The organism is Pseudomonas sp. 203-8, assembly GCF_020708595.1.
Lineage (GTDB): Bacteria > Pseudomonadota > Gammaproteobacteria > Pseudomonadales > Pseudomonadaceae > Pseudomonas > Pseudomonas aeruginosa.
Genome location: NZ_JAJFDF010000001.1, coordinates 639,070 through 654,740, shown reverse-complemented (window position 1 = coordinate 654,740; position 15,671 = coordinate 639,070). Strand labels below are relative to the sequence as shown.

Below are 15,671 nucleotides of genomic sequence, written 5' to 3'. Positions count from 1 at the left end.
CGTGCGATCAAGTCTCGGGTAGGACAGGGAGATCTGCCGGGCACTGGGCGCGACTTCAGCGCTGTGCCAGCAGTTTTCTGCCGCGGGCGACGGCGGCACGGACCTGGTTCGGCGCGGTGCCGCCGATATGGTCGCGGGCGTTGACCGAGCCTTCCAGGGTCAGCACGTCGAAGACGTCGGCGTCGATCTGCTCGCTGAAGCGGCGCAGTTCGTCGAGGCTCATCTCGGCGAGGTCCTTGCCGCTGTCTACGCCGTACTTCACTGCGTGGCCGACGATCTCGTGGCAGTCGCGGAACGGCAGGCCCTTGCGCACCAGGTAGTCCGCCAGGTCGGTGGCGGTGGAGAAACCGCGGCGTGCCGCCTCGCGCATGATCTCGCGCCGGGGCCGGATCGCCGGGACCATGTCGGCGAAGGCGCGCAGGCTATCGCGCAGGGTGTCGGCGGCGTCGAACAGCGGTTCCTTGTCTTCCTGGTTGTCCTTGTTGTAGGCCAGCGGCTGGCCCTTCATCAGGGTCAGCAAGCCGGTGAGGGCGCCGAACACCCGGCCGGACTTGCCGCGTACCAGCTCCGGCACGTCGGGGTTCTTCTTCTGCGGCATGATCGAGGAGCCGGTGCAGAAGCGGTCGGGCAGGTCGATGAACTGGAACTGCGCGCTGGTCCACAGCACCAGCTCTTCCGAGAAGCGCGACAGGTGCATCATCGCCAGGCTGGCGGCGGCGCAGAATTCGATGGCGAAGTCGCGGTCGGAGACGCCGTCCAGGGAGTTGCCGCCAACCGCGTCGAAGCCCAGCAACTGGCAGGTGATCTCGCGCTGGATCGGGTAGGTGGTGCCGGCCAGGGCCGCCGAGCCGAGCGGCATGCGGTTGACCCGCTTGCGGCAGTCGACCAGGCGCTCGTAGTCGCGGCCGAGCATCTCGAACCAGGCCAGCAGGTGGTGGCCGAAGGTCACCGGCTGGGCGGTCTGTAGGTGGGTGAAACCGGGCATGATGGTATCGGCTTCCGCTTCGGCCAGGCCCAGCAGGCCCTCCTGCAGGCGGGTGATCTCGGCGAGGATGGTGTCGATCTCGTCGCGTAGCCAGAGGCGGATGTCGGTGGCCACCTGATCGTTGCGCGAGCGGCCGGTGTGGAGCTTCTTGCCGGTGACGCCGATGCGGTCGGTCAGGCGCGCCTCGATGTTCATGTGCACGTCTTCCAGGTCGACGCGCCAGTCGAAGCTGCCGGCTTCGATTTCCGCCTGGATCTGTTGCAGGCCGTCGACGATCGCATCGCGCTCGGCGTCGCTCAGCACGCCGACCTTGGCCAGCATCGTGGCGTGGGCGATGGAACCCATGATGTCGTGGCGGTAGAGACGCTTGTCGAAGTCGACGGAGGCGGTGAAACGGGCGACGAAGGCGTCGACGGGCTCGCTGAAGCGGCCGCCCCAGGACTGGTTGGTCTTCTCTACGCTCATGGTATCTCTCGCTGCAACAAGAAACGGACAGGCCGCGCGGCCTGCGTGACGGGCAAAGTGCGACGATGATAGCAGGCCGGGAGGAAAAACCGGCGGCTCGTCGACGAAGCCGGAACGAGCGCTGTTTCGCGGTTTTTTGCGGCAGATGGCATTTCGGTGCTTTATTTCGCCCGTACGCCCGCGGCTGTCTTGCGGGCGCCACGGGCCTTGCGGAAACTCTGTCGATGCCTATCCGATTCAAGCCCGGCCGCTCGACCCGGCCGGCCGTCCAAGACGACTTCTTCATTCCCGAGCTCTGCGAAGCCGAAGCCCTGTTCACCCTGGTGCTGCTGGCGGAGCTGCTGGTGCTCGTGCTGGTGCTGGCGGAGCCGATGACGCCGAGCTTCAACTGGGTGCGCCTGGCCCTGGCGTCGCTGTTCGTGCAGTGGATCGTACTGCTCTCGGCGGCGCTGTTCTGCCGCCTGCGGCCATTGCTCGCACGCCTGCCGGTGGCGCTGGCGGGGAGTGCCTGCTGCCTGTTGGTGGTGGCCCTCACCCTGGGCTGCACGGCGGTCGCCGAGCACTATCAGCTGGGCGGAGAACTGACGCGTGCCGGCGAGGTCAATCTGTATCTGCGGCACGCGCTGATCGCGCTGATCATGTCCGCCCTGGTGCTGCGCTACTTTTACCTGCAGAGCCAGTGGCGCCGGCAGCAGCAGGCCGAGTTGCAGGCGCGCCTGGAATCGCTGCAGGCGCGGATTCGCCCGCACTTCCTGTTCAACAGCCTGAACAGCATCGCCAGCCTGATCGAGCTGGACCCGCTGAAGGCCGAGCATGCGGTGCTGGACCTGTCCGACCTGTTCCGGGCCAGCCTGGCGAAGCCCGGCACTTTAGTTTCCTGGGAGGAGGAACTGGCGCTGGCAAGGCGCTATCTTTCCATTGAGCAGTATCGTCTTGGCGATCGCCTGCAACTGGACTGGCAGGTGCACGGGGTGCCGGCCAACCTGCCGATCCCCCAACTGACCTTGCAGCCGCTGCTGGAAAATGCGCTTATCTATGGCATCCAGCCGCGGGTCGAAGGTGGCCTGGTGCAGGTCGAGGCGGTTTATCGTGAAGGAGTGTTCCAGCTATGTGTGAGCAACCCCTACGACGAGGCGCTCGAGTCGCCCCCGTCGAAAGGCACGCGACAGGCGTTACACAATATCGATGCACGACTTGGGGCACTTTTCGGGCCTAAAGCGAGTCTCAGCGTCGAGCGCCGTGACGGACGGCACTACACCTGTCTACGCTATCCATGTGCGCGACTCATGCAGGAAGCCTGAGCTTATGAATGTCCTGATTGTCGATGACGAACCTCTGGCGCGAGAGCGCCTGGCCCGATTGGTAGGGCAACTGGACGGCTATCGCGTCCTCGAGCCCTCGGCCAGCAATGGCGAAGAAGCGCTGACGCTGATCGACAGCCTCAAGCCCGATATCGTCCTGCTGGATATCCGCATGCCCGGTCTGGACGGCCTCCAGGTCGCGGCCAGACTCTGCGAGCGGGAAGCGCCGCCGGCTGTGATCTTCTGCACGGCCCATGACGAATTCGCCCTGGAAGCCTTCCAGGTCAGCGCCGTGGGCTACCTGGTCAAGCCGGTGCGCAGCGAAGACCTGGCCGAGGCGTTGAAGAAAGCCTCGCGACCGAACCGCGTGCAACTGGCCGCGCTGACCAAGCCCCCGGCCTCCGGCGGCAGCGGTCCGCGCAGCCACATCAGTGCACGGACCCGCAAGGGGATCGAGCTGATCCCGCTGGAAGAGGTGATCTTCTTCATTGCCGACCACAAGTACGTGACCTTGCGCCATGCGCAGGGCGAGGTGCTGCTGGACGAGCCGTTGAAGGCGCTGGAAGACGAGTTCGGCGAGCGCTTCGTGCGCATCCACCGCAACGCGCTGGTCGCCCGCGAACGGATCGAACGCCTGCAGCGTACGCCGCTGGGGCATTTCCAGCTCTACCTGAAAGGCCTCGACGGCGATGCGCTGACCGTCAGCCGGCGGCACGTGGCCGGGGTCAGGCGTCTGATGCATCAGCTCTGACGGCGGTCGGCGGTTCGCCAGCGACCCGGGTGCGGCTATCGGGCCCAGCGTCCGCGCACTCGGGTTCGAACTGTTATCATGGGCGCATCCCTGTGCACGGAATATCCCATGTCGTCCCGCGAAATCCGCATCGCCACTCGCCAGAGCGCCCTCGCCTTGTGGCAGGCCGAATACGTCAAGGCGCGCCTGGAACAGGCGCATCCCGGCTTGACCGTCACCCTGCTGCCGATGACCAGTCGCGGCGACAAGCTGCTCGACGCACCGCTGGCGAAGATCGGCGGCAAGGGCCTGTTCGTCAAGGAACTGGAAACCGCCCTGCTCGAAGGCGCCGCCGACATCGCGGTGCATTCGATGAAGGACGTGCCGATGGACTTTCCCGAGGGGCTCGGCCTCTACACCATCTGCGAGCGCGAAGACCCGCGTGACGCTTTCGTCTCGAACACCTACGCCAGCCTCGAGCAACTGCCAGCCGGGAGCGTGGTCGGCACCTCCAGCCTGCGCCGCCAGGCGCAGCTGCTGGCGCGCCGGCCGGACCTGCAGATCCGTTTCCTGCGGGGCAACGTCAATACCCGCCTGGCCAAGCTGGATGCCGGCGAATACGACGCGATCATCCTCGCCGCCGCCGGCCTGATCCGCCTCGGCTTTGAGTCGCGCATCCGCTCCTCGATCAGTGTCGACGACAGCCTGCCCGCCGGCGGACAAGGCGCCGTCGGCATCGAATGCCGTACGGCCGACAGCGACCTGCATGCCTTGCTGGAACCCTTGCACCATACCGACACGGCTCTGCGGGTCACTGCCGAGCGCGCGCTGAACAAGCGGCTCAACGGCGGTTGCCAGGTGCCGATCGCCTGCTACGCCATCCGCGAGGGCGACCAGCTGTGGCTGCGCGGCCTGGTCGGCCAGCCTGATGGCACCCAGTTGCTGCGCGCCGAGGGGCGGGCGCCACTGGCGGAAGCCGAGGCGCTGGGCGTGCGGGTGGCCGAGGACCTGCTGGAGCAGGGCGCCGAAGCGATTCTCGAAGCCGTCTACGGCGAGGCCGGACATCCGTGAGCGGCTGGCGGCTCCTGCTGACGCGCCCCGACGAGGAGTGCGCGGCCCTGGCCGCCAGCCTCGGCGAGGCGGGCGTCCATAGCAGCAGCCTGCCGCTGTTGGCGATCGATCCGCTGGAAGAAACCCCGGAGCAGCGTACGCTGATGCTCGACCTGGACCGCTACTGCGCGGTGGTGGTGGTCAGCAAGCCGGCGGCGCGCCTGGGGCTGGAGCGGCTCGACCGCTACTGGCCGCAGCCGCCGCAGCAGACCTGGTGCAGCGTCGGCGCGGCGACCGCGGCGATCCTCGAGGCCTACGGCCTCGACGTAACCTACCCTGAACAGGGCGACGACAGCGAAGCGTTGCTGGCGCTGCCGGCGTTCCAGGATTCCCTGCGCGTGCACGATCCGAAAGTGCTGATCATGCGCGGCGAAGGTGGCCGAGAATTCCTCGCCGAGCGCCTGCGCGGCCAAGGCGTGCAGGTGGACTACCTGCCACTCTACCGGCGCCGGGCTCCGGACTATCCGGCCGGAGAGCTGCTGGCAAGGGTGCGGGCGGAACGCCTGAACGGCCTGGTGGTCAGCAGTGGACAGGGTTTGCAAAATCTGTATCAGTTGGCGGCAGCCGATTGGCCCGAGATAGGCCGGTTGCCGCTGTTCGTACCCAGCCCGCGGGTCGCCGAGATGGCGCGCGAACTGGGTGCGCAACGGGTGATTGATTGCCGGGGCGCGAGCGCGCCGGCCTTGCTGGCGGCCCTGACGAGCGCCGCCTAGAACTTTCTTGACCAAAGGATGGACCTGTGAGCGAAGCAGTCACTCCCCAAGACGACGCAAGAACTTCCACTTCCACCCCTTCTCCCGTTGCACCCGATGCATCCAGGCGTTCCGGTACCGCCACCGGCCTGGCGTTGCTCGCCCTGCTGGTTGGCGTGGCGGGACTCGGCGCGGGTGGCTGGAGCTTCTGGCAGGTCCAGCAGTTGCAGGGCACCGAGCGTGACCAGCTGGCGCAGCTGGAAGATGCCCGTGGCAAGACCGAATCCCTGGCCCAGCGTAACCAGCAACTGGCTGCCCGCCTGGACGCTTTGCCTACCGCGGACGAACTGGAGGCCCGGCGACGCCTTGTGGTGGAGCTGCAGGGCGACCAGCAGCATCTCAGCGAGCAACTGAAGAAGGTCCTCGGCCAGAGCCGCCAGCAATGGCGACTGGCCGAGGCCGAACACCTGCTGCGCCTGGCCAGCCTGCGCCTGTCCGCCTTGCAGGACGTGGGCAGCGCCACCGAACTGGTGCAGGGCGCCGATGACATCCTGCGCGCGCAGAACGATCCCGGCGCCTATGCCGCCCGCGCCAAGCTGGCGGCCAGCCTCGAGGCCCTGCGTGCGTTGCCGGAGCCGGACCGTACCGGGCTGTTCGTGCAACTGGCGGCGTTGCGCGAGCAGGTCAACCAGTTGCAACCGCTCACGCCGACCTTCAAGGAAGGCGAAAGCGGTGCCAGCAATGTCGCCTGGGGCGACGGCAACAGCACCTGGGAGCTGTGGTGGGAGAAGATCTCGCGCTACATCCGCATCGACTTCAATGCCGGCCAGGACATTCGTCCGCTGCTGGCCGGCGAGCAATTGGCGCAGGTGCGCCTGACCATCGGCCTGGCCCTGGAGCAAGCCCAGTGGGCGGCGCTGAATGGCAAGCAGCAAGTCTACGAGCAGGCGCTGAAGCAGGCCCAGGAAGTGCTGGACGGCTATTTCAACGTAGAGCTGGCCGACAGCCGCGCGTTGAAGTTGCGTATCGATGAGTTGGCGAAGCAGCCGGTCACCGTGCAGGTCCCTGACCTCGCACCGGCCCTGAGCGCCTTGCAGTCCTACGTGTCGCGCCGCGAGGCCGCCGGCAACCTGGTGCCTGAGGCGCAGGCGGCTCCGGCCACGGAGGGCCGTCCATGAGACGCATCTACCTCCTGGTTCTGGCGGTGGTGCTGGTCGCCACGCTGGTTGGGCTGGCGATCTCCGAGCAGGCCGGCTATGTGCTGATCGCCTACAAGAGCTTCCGTTACGAATCCAGCCTGTGGTCGTTCCTCGCCCTGCTGGCGGTGGTCTGGCTGCTGGTGGTGCTGGTGCGCCTGGTCCTGCGCCTGCTCGGCAGCTCGGGGCGGGTGGTCAACCCCTGGTCGCGCTACAACCGCCGGCGTCGCGTGCAGATGGCCGAGCACAGCGGCCTGCGCGATCTCGGCGAAGGCAACTGGCCGCAGGCGCTGCGTCATTTGCGGCGGGCTGCGGAGATGGGCGAGCGGCCGCTGATGCATTACCTCGGCGCGGCGCGGGCCGCCAACGAACTCGAGCGCTACGACGAGGCCGACGACCTGCTGAACCGGGCTCGCGAGCGCGAGCCGGATGCCCAATTGCTGGTCGGCCTGACCCGTGCGCAACTGCTGATCAATCGCGGCGACTACCCGCAGGCACGCAATACCCTCGAAGAGCTGCACGGGCTCCAGCCGCAGCACCGCACGGTATTGCGGCTGATGCAGCAGCTGTACGTCACCCAGCACGACTGGCAGGCCCTTTGCGTCCTGCTGCCGGAGCTGCGCAAGGAGCGTGTGCTGAAGGATTCCGAACTGCGCGACCTCGAACGCCGTGCCTGGGTGGCTTCCTTGCAGGAAGCCGGCGAGCGTGGACTGAACGAGGGCGAAACGGCGTTGCAGCCGCTGACCCAGCGCTGGCAGAACGTGCCTTCGGCGCTGCGTGCAGACCCGGCGATCGTCGCGGGCTATGCCGCCCAACTGCTTCGCCTGGGCGCCGAGGAAGAGGCTGAAGAAGTCCTCCGCCATGCGCTCAAGCAAGGCTTCGACGCGACCCTGGTGCAACTCTACGGGCAGGTGCGCGGGCGCGATCCGGGCAAGCAATTGCAGGCCGCGGAAGGTTGGCTCAAGGAACATCCGAACGATCCCGGCCTGCTGCTGACCCTGGGGCGCCTGTGCCTGATCAACAAGCTCTGGGGCAAGGCCCGGGAATACCTGGAGGCCAGCCTGAGCTTCCAGCGCAGTGCCGAGACCTGCGCCGAGCTGGGACGCCTGCTGGCGCAGCTCGGCGAGGTCGAGCGCAGCAACCAGTTGTTCCAGGAGGGCCTGGTCCTGCTCGATCGGCGTACTCCGGGGCTGCCCGTGGTGGTGGCGGGGATTTGAGCATGGGGAACGCCACCCGGCGTTCCCCGTTCGGCTCCATCGGCAGGACTGTGGCGGCTTGTCGCGGGCGCCCGGCATGATTCGGGATGCCTTGCCGCAGAGCTGCCTTGCGGCTTGAAACGGCCGGAGGCTTTCCACTACCGTAGGCGGCCTTTCCCCTGTGTACCTGTGGATCCGCCATGCCCCTGGCCAGCCCCCGTCAGCTTTTCCTTCTCGCGTTCCTGGCCTGCGTCGCCATCATGGGCGGGGCGCTGTACCTGGAACATGTGGTTGGCCTGGAGGCCTGCCCGCTGTGCGTCGTGCAGCGGATCTTCTTCATCCTGATCGGCTTGACCTGCCTTGCTGGCGCGATCCAGGGGCCCGGCCTGCGTGGGCGGCGTATCTACTCCGTGCTGGTGTTCCTGCTCGCTCTCGGCGGCGGGGCCACGGCCGCCCGCCAGGTATGGTTGCAGACCGTTCCGCTGGACCAACTGCCGGCCTGCCTGCCCAGCCTCGACTACATGATGCAGGCGCTTCCCTTCCAGGAAGTGATCCGCCTGGTCCTGCATGGCACCGCGGATTGTGCCCAGGTGAGCTGGACGCTATTCACCCTGAGCATTCCGGAATGGAGCCTGCTGGCGTTCGTTGCCTATCTCGGCTTCTCCATCGTGCAGTTCCTCCGACGTGCCTGATGCGGGCTGTCGCGTGGTCTTTCGTCAGCTCTCGAGCGTCGGCCGTATCGATTTGGCGAAAACCAGAGCGGATGCGGGATACCGATCAAACATCCGTATGAATTTTTCTGTACGGGCGTCTTGATGGGGTCATCCCGGGGGCATAATCTGGCTTTCCATAGCGCCGGAGTCCGCCCCTTGCACAGGCGTTCTCCCACAGAGCGCAGAGAGTGCGTCAGCAATGCGTCTCGGAGCGGACGATGATTCTCCGGGACGTCCGAAGAGGGAAGCGAGGACAACATGCTCGAAAGCTGCCGTAATGCCCAAGAGCGGTGGGGGGGTGTGCACCAACTGATCGATCGCTGGCTGCATGAGCGCCAGCAACTGGTGCAGGCCTTCGATGCCCTGAGCGGTATTCAGGCACCGGCGCCCAACGCCGAAGAACTCCAGCATTTCTGCCAATTGCTGCTGGACTATGTATCTGCCGGACACTTCGAGGTCTACGAGCAACTGACGGCGGAAGGCAAGGCCTTCGGCGATCAGCGCGGCCTGGAGCTGGCCAAGCAGATCTTCCCCCGGCTGGAAGCCATCACCGAATCCGCGCTGAACTTCAACGACCGCTGCGACAACGGCGATTGCCGTGAAGGAGCCTGCCTCATCGCGGAGCTGAAGGTCCTGCGGCAACAGTTGCACGAACGCTTCGAGCTGGAGGACTGCCTCATCGAAGTCCTGCACAACGCCCACAGCCAGAGCGGCGCAGAGGGTTCGGCAGTACCGGTCTGATTCACCGGCGAGTCGTTACGAAACGGCGCGTCTCCATGCGGGAGAGCGCCGTTTTTGCATTTCAGCGGAAGCCCAGCAGGTCGATCTCGAAGACCAGCGGAGCGTCGGGCGGGATCAGGTCGCCAGCGCCTTCGTGACCATAGGCTTGCGCCGAAGGAATCACCACTCGCCAGCGCGCGCCGACAGGCATCGCTCGCAACGCTGTCCGCCATCCCTCTATCACACTGTCCAGGGCGAACCACTCGGCGCTTTCGCTCTGGTCGAACACTTGACCGTCGGCAAGCAGGCCGCGGTAACGGACGTGTACCTGGGTTGCCGCGCCGATGCCGTTACCTTGGCCACGACGTAATTCGCTGACGAGGACGCCGCCGGTCAATTCGCGGACGCCGAAGCGGGCTTTTTCGTTGGCCAGGAAGCGGGCCTCGGCGGGTGTGGTCCGCGGTGTTTCCGTCGTGGCGTTCTCGTGTTGCAGCAGAAGTTGTTCGATGCGTTCGGGGGGGATTTCAAGTGCCTCGCCGCGATAGGCCTGGCGCAGTCCGAGAAGCAGCTCGGATAGCTCTAGGCCGGGCATTTCCTGCTGTAGGCGCATACCCAGGCGGGCGCCTACGGCATAGGCCAGTTCGTCCTTGGGAGGCGCGGCGAAAAGCGGCAGCGGCAGTAGAAAAAGACCGATGAAAAGGCGGCGCGGCATGCGGTTTCTCCAAACGAATCGGCGGGCAATCCTGGCGCACGTCGCTTGTAGCACATCGAACCCGTTGGCGAGAGGGGGTGTGCGGGTCTAGTATGGGCGCAACCACGTCCGCCTGGAGGCACGTCATGTCGGCCAACAAGAAGCCCGTCACCACCCCCTTGCACCTGTTGCAGCAACTTTCCCACAGCCTTGTCGAGCACCTGGAAGGTGCGTGCAAACAAGCGCTGGTCGATTCGGAAAAGCTCCTGGCCAAACTTGAAAAGCAACGTGGCAAAGCCCAGGAAAAGCTGCACAAGGCTCGCACCAAGCTGCAGGATGCTGCCAAGGCCGGCAAGACCAAGGCACAGGCCAAGGCGCGCGAGACCATCAGCGACCTGGAAGAGGCGTTGGATACCCTGAAGGCCCGGCAGGCGGACACCCGTACCTACATCGTCGGCCTCAAGCGTGACGTACAGGAAAGCCTCAAGCTGGCGCAGGGTGTCGGCAAGGTGAAGGAAGCTGCTGGCAAGGCTCTGGAGAGCCGCAAGGCGAAACCCGCGACCAAACCTGCTGCGAAGGCGGCAGCCAAGCCTGCGGTGAAAACCGTAGCGGCGAAGCCTGCGGCCAAGCCTGCGGCGAAAACCGCGGCAGCGAAGCCCGCAGCCAAGCCGACGGCGAAGCCTGCTGCGAAACCGGCGGCCAAGCCCGCGGCGAAAACCGCAGCCGCGAAGCCCGCAGCCAAGCCGGCGGCGAAGCCTGTGGCGAAACCGGCGGCCAAGCCTGCGGCGAAAACCGCAGCCGCGAAGCCCGCCGCCAAGCCGGCAGCGAAGCCTGTCGCGAAACCGACGGCCAAGCCCGCGGCGAAAACCGCAGCCGCGAAGCCCGCAGCCAAGCCAGCTGCGAAGCCTGCGGCGAAACCGGCGGCCAAGCCTGTGGCGAAATCCGCGGCCGCGAAGCCTGCAGCCAAGCCGGCTGCGAAGCCTGCGGCGAAACCGGCGGCCAAGCCTGCGGCGAAACCCGTAGCCGCGAAACCTGCCGCAACCAAGCCCGCCACCGCTCCTGCTGCGAAGCCTGCGGCGACTCCCAGCGCCCCGGCAGCCGCCTCCAGCGCTGCTTCGGCAACGCCTGCCGCGGGCAGCAACGGTGCCGCCCCGACCAGCGCCTCCTAAGGCGCTGTCTGCAAAGCCGCCGAGCCAAGCACCAGCAAAGCCCGGCGCTCTGCTTCCGTGCAGATGTCCCGGCTGCAGGCTTGCAGCCAGGCATCCGCACTGCGATTCGCTTCCTGGCCCTCCAGCCAGGCTGTGGCCAGGTCGGCCAGGCGTTGCAGGTGTTCCCGTTCCGCTCGTAGTTCCTGGGCCTTCATTTCCTCGCGGAGTTCGGCCAGGCAGGCGTCGTGGGTTGCCGCTTCGCGCCAGGCGCAACGCAATCTGCGCAGGGGTTCGATGACCGTTTCGCGCCAGGGACGCGCGGCGTTCTCCAGGATCTGGGCGCGTTCTTTCGAGCAGCTCACACCGCGCCTGCCAAGCCAGGCGGCGACCAGCAACAGGCAGACGTCCGCACCTTGCTCCTGAAGCGCGAGGCAAGCCGTTTCCACGCCCGGCCGGGCATAGACGTCCACCGCGAATTTCCAGACATTTCCAGTCATACAGCCTCACGCTCCGCAAGGGCGAAACTGATAAACTCCGCCGCCATGATCCGACTCCTCAATCTTACGCTACAGCGCGGGCCGCAGCGCCTCCTGGAAGCTGCTGAACTGACCCTGCACGCCGGCCAGAAAGCCGGTCTCATCGGGGCCAATGGCGCTGGCAAGTCCAGCTTGTTCGCGCTGTTGCGCGGCCAGCTCGGGCAGGATGCCGGCGACTGCCTGTTGCCCGCCGACTGGCGCATCGCGCACATGCGCCAGGAGGTCGATACCCTGGATCGCCTGGCGGTGGATTACGTGCTCGACGGCGACAGTCGCCTGCGCGAGATCCAGGCGGCGCTGGCCGTCGCCGAAGCGGCGCACGACGGTTCTGCCCTGGCGCGCCTGCATACCGAGCTGGACAACGCCGACGGTTATACCGCCGATGCACGGGCGCGCAAGCTGCTGGCCGGGCTCGGCTTCAGCAGCGAGCAGATGGAGCGCCGGGTCGGTGATTTCTCCGGTGGTTGGAGGATGCGCCTGAACCTGGCGCAGGCGCTGATGTGCCCGTCCGACCTGCTGTTGCTCGACGAACCGACCAACCACCTCGACCTGGACGCCATCCTCTGGCTGGAAGAGTGGCTCAAGGGTTATCCCGGCACTCTGGTGCTGATCTCCCACGACCGCGACTTCCTCGATGCGGTGGTGGACCACGTGGTGCATCTGGAAAACCGCAAGCTGACCCTCTACCGCGGCGGCTATTCCGCTTTCGAGCGGACCCGCGCCGAGCGGCTGGCTCAGCAACAGCAGGCCTACGAGAAACAGCAGGCGCAGCGTGCGCACATGGAAAGCTTCATCGCCCGCTTCAAGGCCAAGGCCACCAAGGCGCGCCAGGCGCAGAGCCGGATCAAGGCGCTGGAGCGTCTAGAGGAACTGGCGCCGGCACATGTCGATTCGCCGTTCAATTTCAGTTTCCGCGAGTCGGACAAGATCTCCCGGCCGTTGCTGGATCTCGGCGAAGGCCGTCTCGGCTATGGCGACAAGGCGGTGCTGGAGAAGGTCAAGCTGCAACTGGTGCCCGGTGCGCGGATCGGCCTGCTCGGTCCCAACGGCGCCGGCAAGTCGACGCTGATCAAGACCCTGGCCGGGGACCTGCCCGAGCTGGGCGGCCGCCTGCTGCGCGGCGAGAACCTGGCCATCGGGTACTTCGCCCAGCACCAGCTCGATTCGCTGGATCCACAGGCCAGCCCGTTGCTACATCTGCAGCGTATCGCCCCCGGCGAGCGCGAACAGACCCTCAAGGACTTCCTCGGCGGCTTCGACTTCCGCGGCGTTCGGGTGGACGAGCCGGTATTGAACTTCTCCGGTGGCGAGAAAGCGCGCCTGGCCCTGGCGCTGATCGCCTGGCAGAAGCCCAACCTGCTGCTGCTCGACGAGCCGACCAACCACCTCGACCTGGAAATGCGCCTGGCCTTGACCATGGCTCTACAGGAGTTTTCCGGGGCGGTCCTGGTGGTTTCCCACGACCGGCACCTGCTCAAAAGCACCACCGATGAATTCCTCCTGGTCGCCGATGGGCGCGTGGTGCCGTTCGATGGCGATCTCGACGATTACGCCCGTTGGCTGGTCGACTATCGTGCGCGCAAGGCGCCGCAGGCCGAGACCGCGCCGGGTGCGCCGACCGAACGCACCGACAAGCGCGCCCAGCGCCAGGCAGCGGCCGCGCTGCGCCAGCAGCTGGCGCCGCACAAGCGCGAGGCCGACAAGCTGGAGCGCGAACTCGGCGGCCTGCACGAAAAGCTAGCCGCTATCGAGGCGCGGCTGGGCGACAGCGCCCTGTACGACGTATCGCGAAAGGACGAATTGCGCGAGTTGCTGTCCGAACAATCGAGCCTGAAGGTTCGCGAAGGCGAGCTGGAGGAACGTTGGCTGGAGGCCCTGGAAACCCTCGAAGCCCTGCAGAAAGAACTAGAGGCCAGTGAGTGATGGAAGACTTGCAGGTGTTGACGCAGACCTGGAGCGGGCCGCTGGTGGTGGCGATGCAGATCCTGCTCATCCTGCTGGTCGCCTGGCTGCTACAGCGCCTGGTCCGACGCACGGTGACCCGTATCGGCGAGCGTTATCCGGTGCCGCCGGAGCTGCTCCTGCCGCTGCGTGGGGGCCTGCGCTGGCTGATCATGGTCAGCGCACTGATCATGGTGCTGGAGCGCCTGGGCGTGTCCGCCGAAGTGCTGTGGACCGCGCTGACCGGTTTCGCCGCGGTGGCGGCGGTAGCCTTCTTCGCCATCTGGAGCGTGCTCTCCAACCTGTTCTGTGCGTTGCTGATCTTCACCGTCGGGCCGTTCCGCATCGGCGACCGCGTGGAGCTGATCGATAGCGCCGACAAACCGGGCGTCACCGGACGCGTGGTTGCCATCAATCTCTTGTATACGACACTGGAAGAAACCCTCGAGGATGGCTCGCCGGGCCCGCTGCTGCAGATTCCCAACAGCCTGTTCTTCCAGAAAGCCGTGCGTCGCTGGCGTGGGCCAGGTTTTTCAACTCCAACAAAAAACGGGAAATAACCATCTATGGAATGGCTCGCCAGTCCTGAAATCTGGGTCGCGTTCCTGACCCTGACCGCCCTGGAAATCGTCCTCGGCATCGACAACATCATCTTCATCTCGATCCTGGTCGGGCGCCTGCCGCCGGCCCAGCAACCGAAGGCGCGCTTCTTCGGCCTGGCCCTGGCCATGGGCACGCGGATCCTGCTGTTGCTCTCGATCACCTGGGTCATGCGCCTGACCACCGACCTGTTCCACCTGTTCGGCCAGGGCATCTCCGGGCGTGACCTGATCCTCTTCTTCGGCGGCCTGTTCCTGCTGTTCAAGAGCACCATGGAGATCTACCACAGCCTGGAAGGCGCGGAAGAAGAGCAGAAGAGCGGCGGCAAGGTCCACGGCTTCATGGGCATCATCGTCCAGATCGCGATCATCGACATCATCTTCTCCCTGGACTCGGTGATCACCGCCGTCGGTCTGGTGCAGAACGTGCCGGTGATGGTCGCGGCGATCGTCATCTCGGTCGGCGTGATGATGCTGGCGGCAGGCACCATCAGCGACTTCATCGAGAAACACCCCTCGCTGAAGATGCTCGCCCTGTCGTTCCTCATCGTGGTCGGCACCGTGCTGGTGGCCGAGTCCTTCGAAGTGCACGTGCCGAAAGGCTACGTCTACTTCGCCATGGTCTTCTCCCTGGCGGTGGAGGCGCTGAACATCCGCTTGCGCGGAGCCCTGGCGCGCAAGCGCGGCGAAGAGCCGGTGAAGCTGCGCAAGGGTTCGCCGGACTGAGAGCGTTCGGGGCCAGGGCGAATAGCCGCATCGCGGTGGTCTGCCCAACATGGCTGAGCACGTATCCTCGGGAAAGCCCGGCATCTGCCGGGTTTTTTCTGTCCGCCAGGTTGCGCCCGCAAAGGTTGGGCGAGGCGCGTGGTCGGAAAACCTGTGCGGCTGCTCCGCCTTGGTGCACACTGGCTTTTTCGTTCCCGCCGCCAGCCGCGTTCGCTTTCCGAGGTGTGCAATGCTCGTCAGTACCTGGTTCGCCTTCTTCCTCGCCTGCTGGGCCATCAGCCTGTCGCCGGGCGCCGGAGCCATCGCCTCGATGTCCTGCGGGTTGCAGTACGGCTTTGCGCGAGGCTACTGGAACGCGCTGGGCCTGCAGATCGGCCTGGCCCTGCAGATCGCCATTGTCGCCGCCGGCGTCGGTGCGTTGCTGGCGACCTCGGCACTGGCTTTCAGCCTGATCAAGTGGTTCGGCGTGGCCTACCTGGTGTACCTGGCGGTGCGCCAGTGGCAGGCGCCGCCACAGGCCTTGAGCACCGATGGCGAACGGCCTCTGGGGCGACCGTTGACCCTGGTGCTGCGTGGTTTCCTGGTCAACGCCAGCAATCCCAAGGCGGTGATCTTCATGCTCGCGGTGCTGCCGCAGTTCATCGACCCGCACCAGCCGCTGCTGGCGCAATACCTGATCATGGGCGGCACCATGATCGTCGTCGACCTGATCGTCATGGCCGGCTACACCGGGCTGGCTGCGCGCGTGCTACGCGTACTGCGTTCGCCGCGCCAGCAGAAGCTGGTGAACCGTACCTTCGCCAGCCTGTTCGTCGGTGCCGCGGGGCTGCTGGCGACGGTACGCCGAGCGCCGCTCTGAGCCGCCCGACACGCTGATGGGCGTGATTGTTACAGAGTATTTCTTGCATGGGCGGGAAGGCGA

General features: G+C 66.1%; 16 protein-coding genes. 13 read left to right on the top strand and 3 right to left on the bottom strand.

Going from position 1 to position 15,671, the window contains the following annotated elements; genetic code table 11:
* Window positions 1-55: 55 nt before the first annotated feature.
* Complete coding sequence (gene argH, locus LJF27_RS02945; RefSeq protein WP_003114030.1) at window positions 56-1,450, bottom strand: argininosuccinate lyase; 1,395 nt, start codon at window positions 1,448-1,450, stop codon at window positions 56-58.
* A 224-nt stretch (window positions 1,451-1,674) separates the two neighbouring features.
* On the opposite strand from argH, the gene algZ reads away from it, so the two are divergent.
* From algZ to rsd, 8 genes are all read left to right on the top strand, one after another.
* Complete coding sequence (algZ, locus tag LJF27_RS02940; protein WP_003096404.1) at window positions 1,675-2,751, top strand: alginate biosynthesis two-component system sensor histidine kinase AlgZ; 1,077 nt, start codon at window positions 1,675-1,677, stop codon at window positions 2,749-2,751.
* Between the two features lie 4 nt (window positions 2,752-2,755).
* Window positions 2,756-3,502: an alginate biosynthesis regulator AlgR gene (gene algR / locus LJF27_RS02935; protein ID WP_003096397.1), complete on the top strand. Its 747-nt coding sequence runs from the start codon at window positions 2,756-2,758 to the stop codon at window positions 3,500-3,502.
* Between the two features lie 108 nt (window positions 3,503-3,610).
* Complete coding sequence (hemC, locus tag LJF27_RS02930; protein WP_003114031.1) at window positions 3,611-4,552, top strand: hydroxymethylbilane synthase; 942 nt, start codon at window positions 3,611-3,613, stop codon at window positions 4,550-4,552.
* Complete coding sequence (locus tag LJF27_RS02925) at window positions 4,549-5,304, top strand: uroporphyrinogen-III synthase (RefSeq protein WP_003114032.1); 756 nt, start codon at window positions 4,549-4,551, stop codon at window positions 5,302-5,304. The genes hemC and LJF27_RS02925 overlap by 4 nt, the downstream gene beginning before the upstream one ends.
* A gap of 26 nt (window positions 5,305-5,330) precedes the next feature.
* Window positions 5,331-6,461, top strand: a complete 1,131-nt coding sequence (locus tag LJF27_RS02920; protein WP_017001303.1) for a uroporphyrinogen-III C-methyltransferase — start codon at window positions 5,331-5,333, stop codon at window positions 6,459-6,461.
* Complete coding sequence (locus LJF27_RS02915) at window positions 6,458-7,696, top strand: heme biosynthesis protein HemY (RefSeq protein ID WP_003096390.1); 1,239 nt, start codon at window positions 6,458-6,460, stop codon at window positions 7,694-7,696. The genes LJF27_RS02920 and LJF27_RS02915 overlap by 4 nt, the downstream gene beginning before the upstream one ends.
* Window positions 7,697-7,875: 179 nt before the next feature.
* Window positions 7,876-8,367: a disulfide bond formation protein B gene (locus tag LJF27_RS02910; protein ID WP_003099230.1), complete on the top strand. Its 492-nt coding sequence runs from the start codon at window positions 7,876-7,878 to the stop codon at window positions 8,365-8,367.
* A gap of 279 nt (window positions 8,368-8,646) precedes the next feature.
* Window positions 8,647-9,129 carry a sigma D regulator gene (gene rsd / locus LJF27_RS02905; protein WP_003120370.1) on the top strand — a complete coding sequence of 161 codons (483 nt, stop codon included), beginning with the start codon at window positions 8,647-8,649 and terminating at the stop codon, window positions 9,127-9,129.
* Window positions 9,130-9,190: 61 nt separating this feature from the next.
* Here the strand turns inward: rsd and LJF27_RS02900 are convergent, their stop codons facing one another.
* On the bottom strand, window positions 9,191-9,820 hold the full coding sequence (locus LJF27_RS02900; protein WP_003099229.1) for an FKBP-type peptidyl-prolyl cis-trans isomerase: 630 nt from the start codon (window positions 9,818-9,820) through the stop codon (window positions 9,191-9,193).
* A gap of 125 nt (window positions 9,821-9,945) precedes the next feature.
* Between LJF27_RS02900 and algP the strand changes: the two genes are divergently transcribed.
* Window positions 9,946-10,968 (top strand): alginate regulator AlgP, encoded by a 1,023-nt coding sequence (algP, locus tag LJF27_RS02895; protein WP_023116830.1) that lies wholly within the window; start codon window positions 9,946-9,948, stop codon window positions 10,966-10,968.
* Here algP and LJF27_RS02890 read toward each other — a convergent pair.
* Window positions 10,965-11,444, bottom strand: coding sequence for a TIGR02444 family protein (locus LJF27_RS02890; protein WP_003099227.1), 480 nt, complete (start codon window positions 11,442-11,444; stop codon window positions 10,965-10,967). The two genes, algP and LJF27_RS02890, sit on opposite strands and share 4 nt — an antisense overlap.
* 45 nt (window positions 11,445-11,489) lie before the next feature.
* On the opposite strand from LJF27_RS02890, the gene LJF27_RS02885 reads away from it, so the two are divergent.
* The 4 genes from LJF27_RS02885 to LJF27_RS02870 all read left to right on the top strand — a co-directional run bounded on the left by LJF27_RS02885 (window position 11,490) and on the right by LJF27_RS02870 (window position 15,608).
* Window positions 11,490-13,406: an ATP-binding cassette domain-containing protein gene (locus LJF27_RS02885; protein ID WP_003114037.1), complete on the top strand. Its 1,917-nt coding sequence runs from the start codon at window positions 11,490-11,492 to the stop codon at window positions 13,404-13,406.
* Window positions 13,406-13,984 (top strand): mechanosensitive ion channel family protein, encoded by a 579-nt coding sequence (locus LJF27_RS02880; RefSeq protein ID WP_003114038.1) that lies wholly within the window; start codon window positions 13,406-13,408, stop codon window positions 13,982-13,984. Before LJF27_RS02885 ends, LJF27_RS02880 begins: the two co-directional genes overlap by 1 nt.
* A gap of 6 nt (window positions 13,985-13,990) precedes the next feature.
* The gene (locus tag LJF27_RS02875) at window positions 13,991-14,749 is read left to right on the top strand and encodes a TerC family protein (RefSeq protein WP_003118047.1); all 759 of its coding nucleotides are present in this window, start codon (window positions 13,991-13,993) and stop codon (window positions 14,747-14,749) included.
* A gap of 229 nt (window positions 14,750-14,978) precedes the next feature.
* Entirely contained in the window at window positions 14,979-15,608 is a 630-nt protein-coding gene (locus LJF27_RS02870) for a LysE family transporter (RefSeq protein WP_003096365.1), read from the top strand.
* Window positions 15,609-15,671: the final 63 nt, after the last annotated feature.

Coding starts and splice junctions, on each gene's coding strand:
- argH (WP_003114030.1), bottom strand. CDS start 1,450: ATGAGCGTAGAGAAGACCAACCAGTCCTGGGGCGGCCGCTTCAGCGAG.
- algZ (WP_003096404.1), top strand. CDS start 1,675: ATGCCTATCCGATTCAAGCCCGGCCGCTCGACCCGGCCGGCCGTCCAA.
- algR (WP_003096397.1), top strand. CDS start 2,756: ATGAATGTCCTGATTGTCGATGACGAACCTCTGGCGCGAGAGCGCCTG.
- hemC (WP_003114031.1), top strand. CDS start 3,611: ATGTCGTCCCGCGAAATCCGCATCGCCACTCGCCAGAGCGCCCTCGCC.
- LJF27_RS02915 (WP_003096390.1), top strand. CDS start 6,458: ATGAGACGCATCTACCTCCTGGTTCTGGCGGTGGTGCTGGTCGCCACG.
- LJF27_RS02910 (WP_003099230.1), top strand. CDS start 7,876: ATGCCCCTGGCCAGCCCCCGTCAGCTTTTCCTTCTCGCGTTCCTGGCC.
- rsd (WP_003120370.1), top strand. CDS start 8,647: ATGCTCGAAAGCTGCCGTAATGCCCAAGAGCGGTGGGGGGGTGTGCAC.
- LJF27_RS02900 (WP_003099229.1), bottom strand. CDS start 9,820: ATGCCGCGCCGCCTTTTCATCGGTCTTTTTCTACTGCCGCTGCCGCTT.
- algP (WP_023116830.1), top strand. CDS start 9,946: ATGTCGGCCAACAAGAAGCCCGTCACCACCCCCTTGCACCTGTTGCAG.
- LJF27_RS02890 (WP_003099227.1), bottom strand. CDS start 11,444: ATGACTGGAAATGTCTGGAAATTCGCGGTGGACGTCTATGCCCGGCCG.
- LJF27_RS02885 (WP_003114037.1), top strand. CDS start 11,490: ATGATCCGACTCCTCAATCTTACGCTACAGCGCGGGCCGCAGCGCCTC.
- LJF27_RS02880 (WP_003114038.1), top strand. CDS start 13,406: ATGGAAGACTTGCAGGTGTTGACGCAGACCTGGAGCGGGCCGCTGGTG.
- LJF27_RS02875 (WP_003118047.1), top strand. CDS start 13,991: ATGGAATGGCTCGCCAGTCCTGAAATCTGGGTCGCGTTCCTGACCCTG.
- LJF27_RS02870 (WP_003096365.1), top strand. CDS start 14,979: ATGCTCGTCAGTACCTGGTTCGCCTTCTTCCTCGCCTGCTGGGCCATC.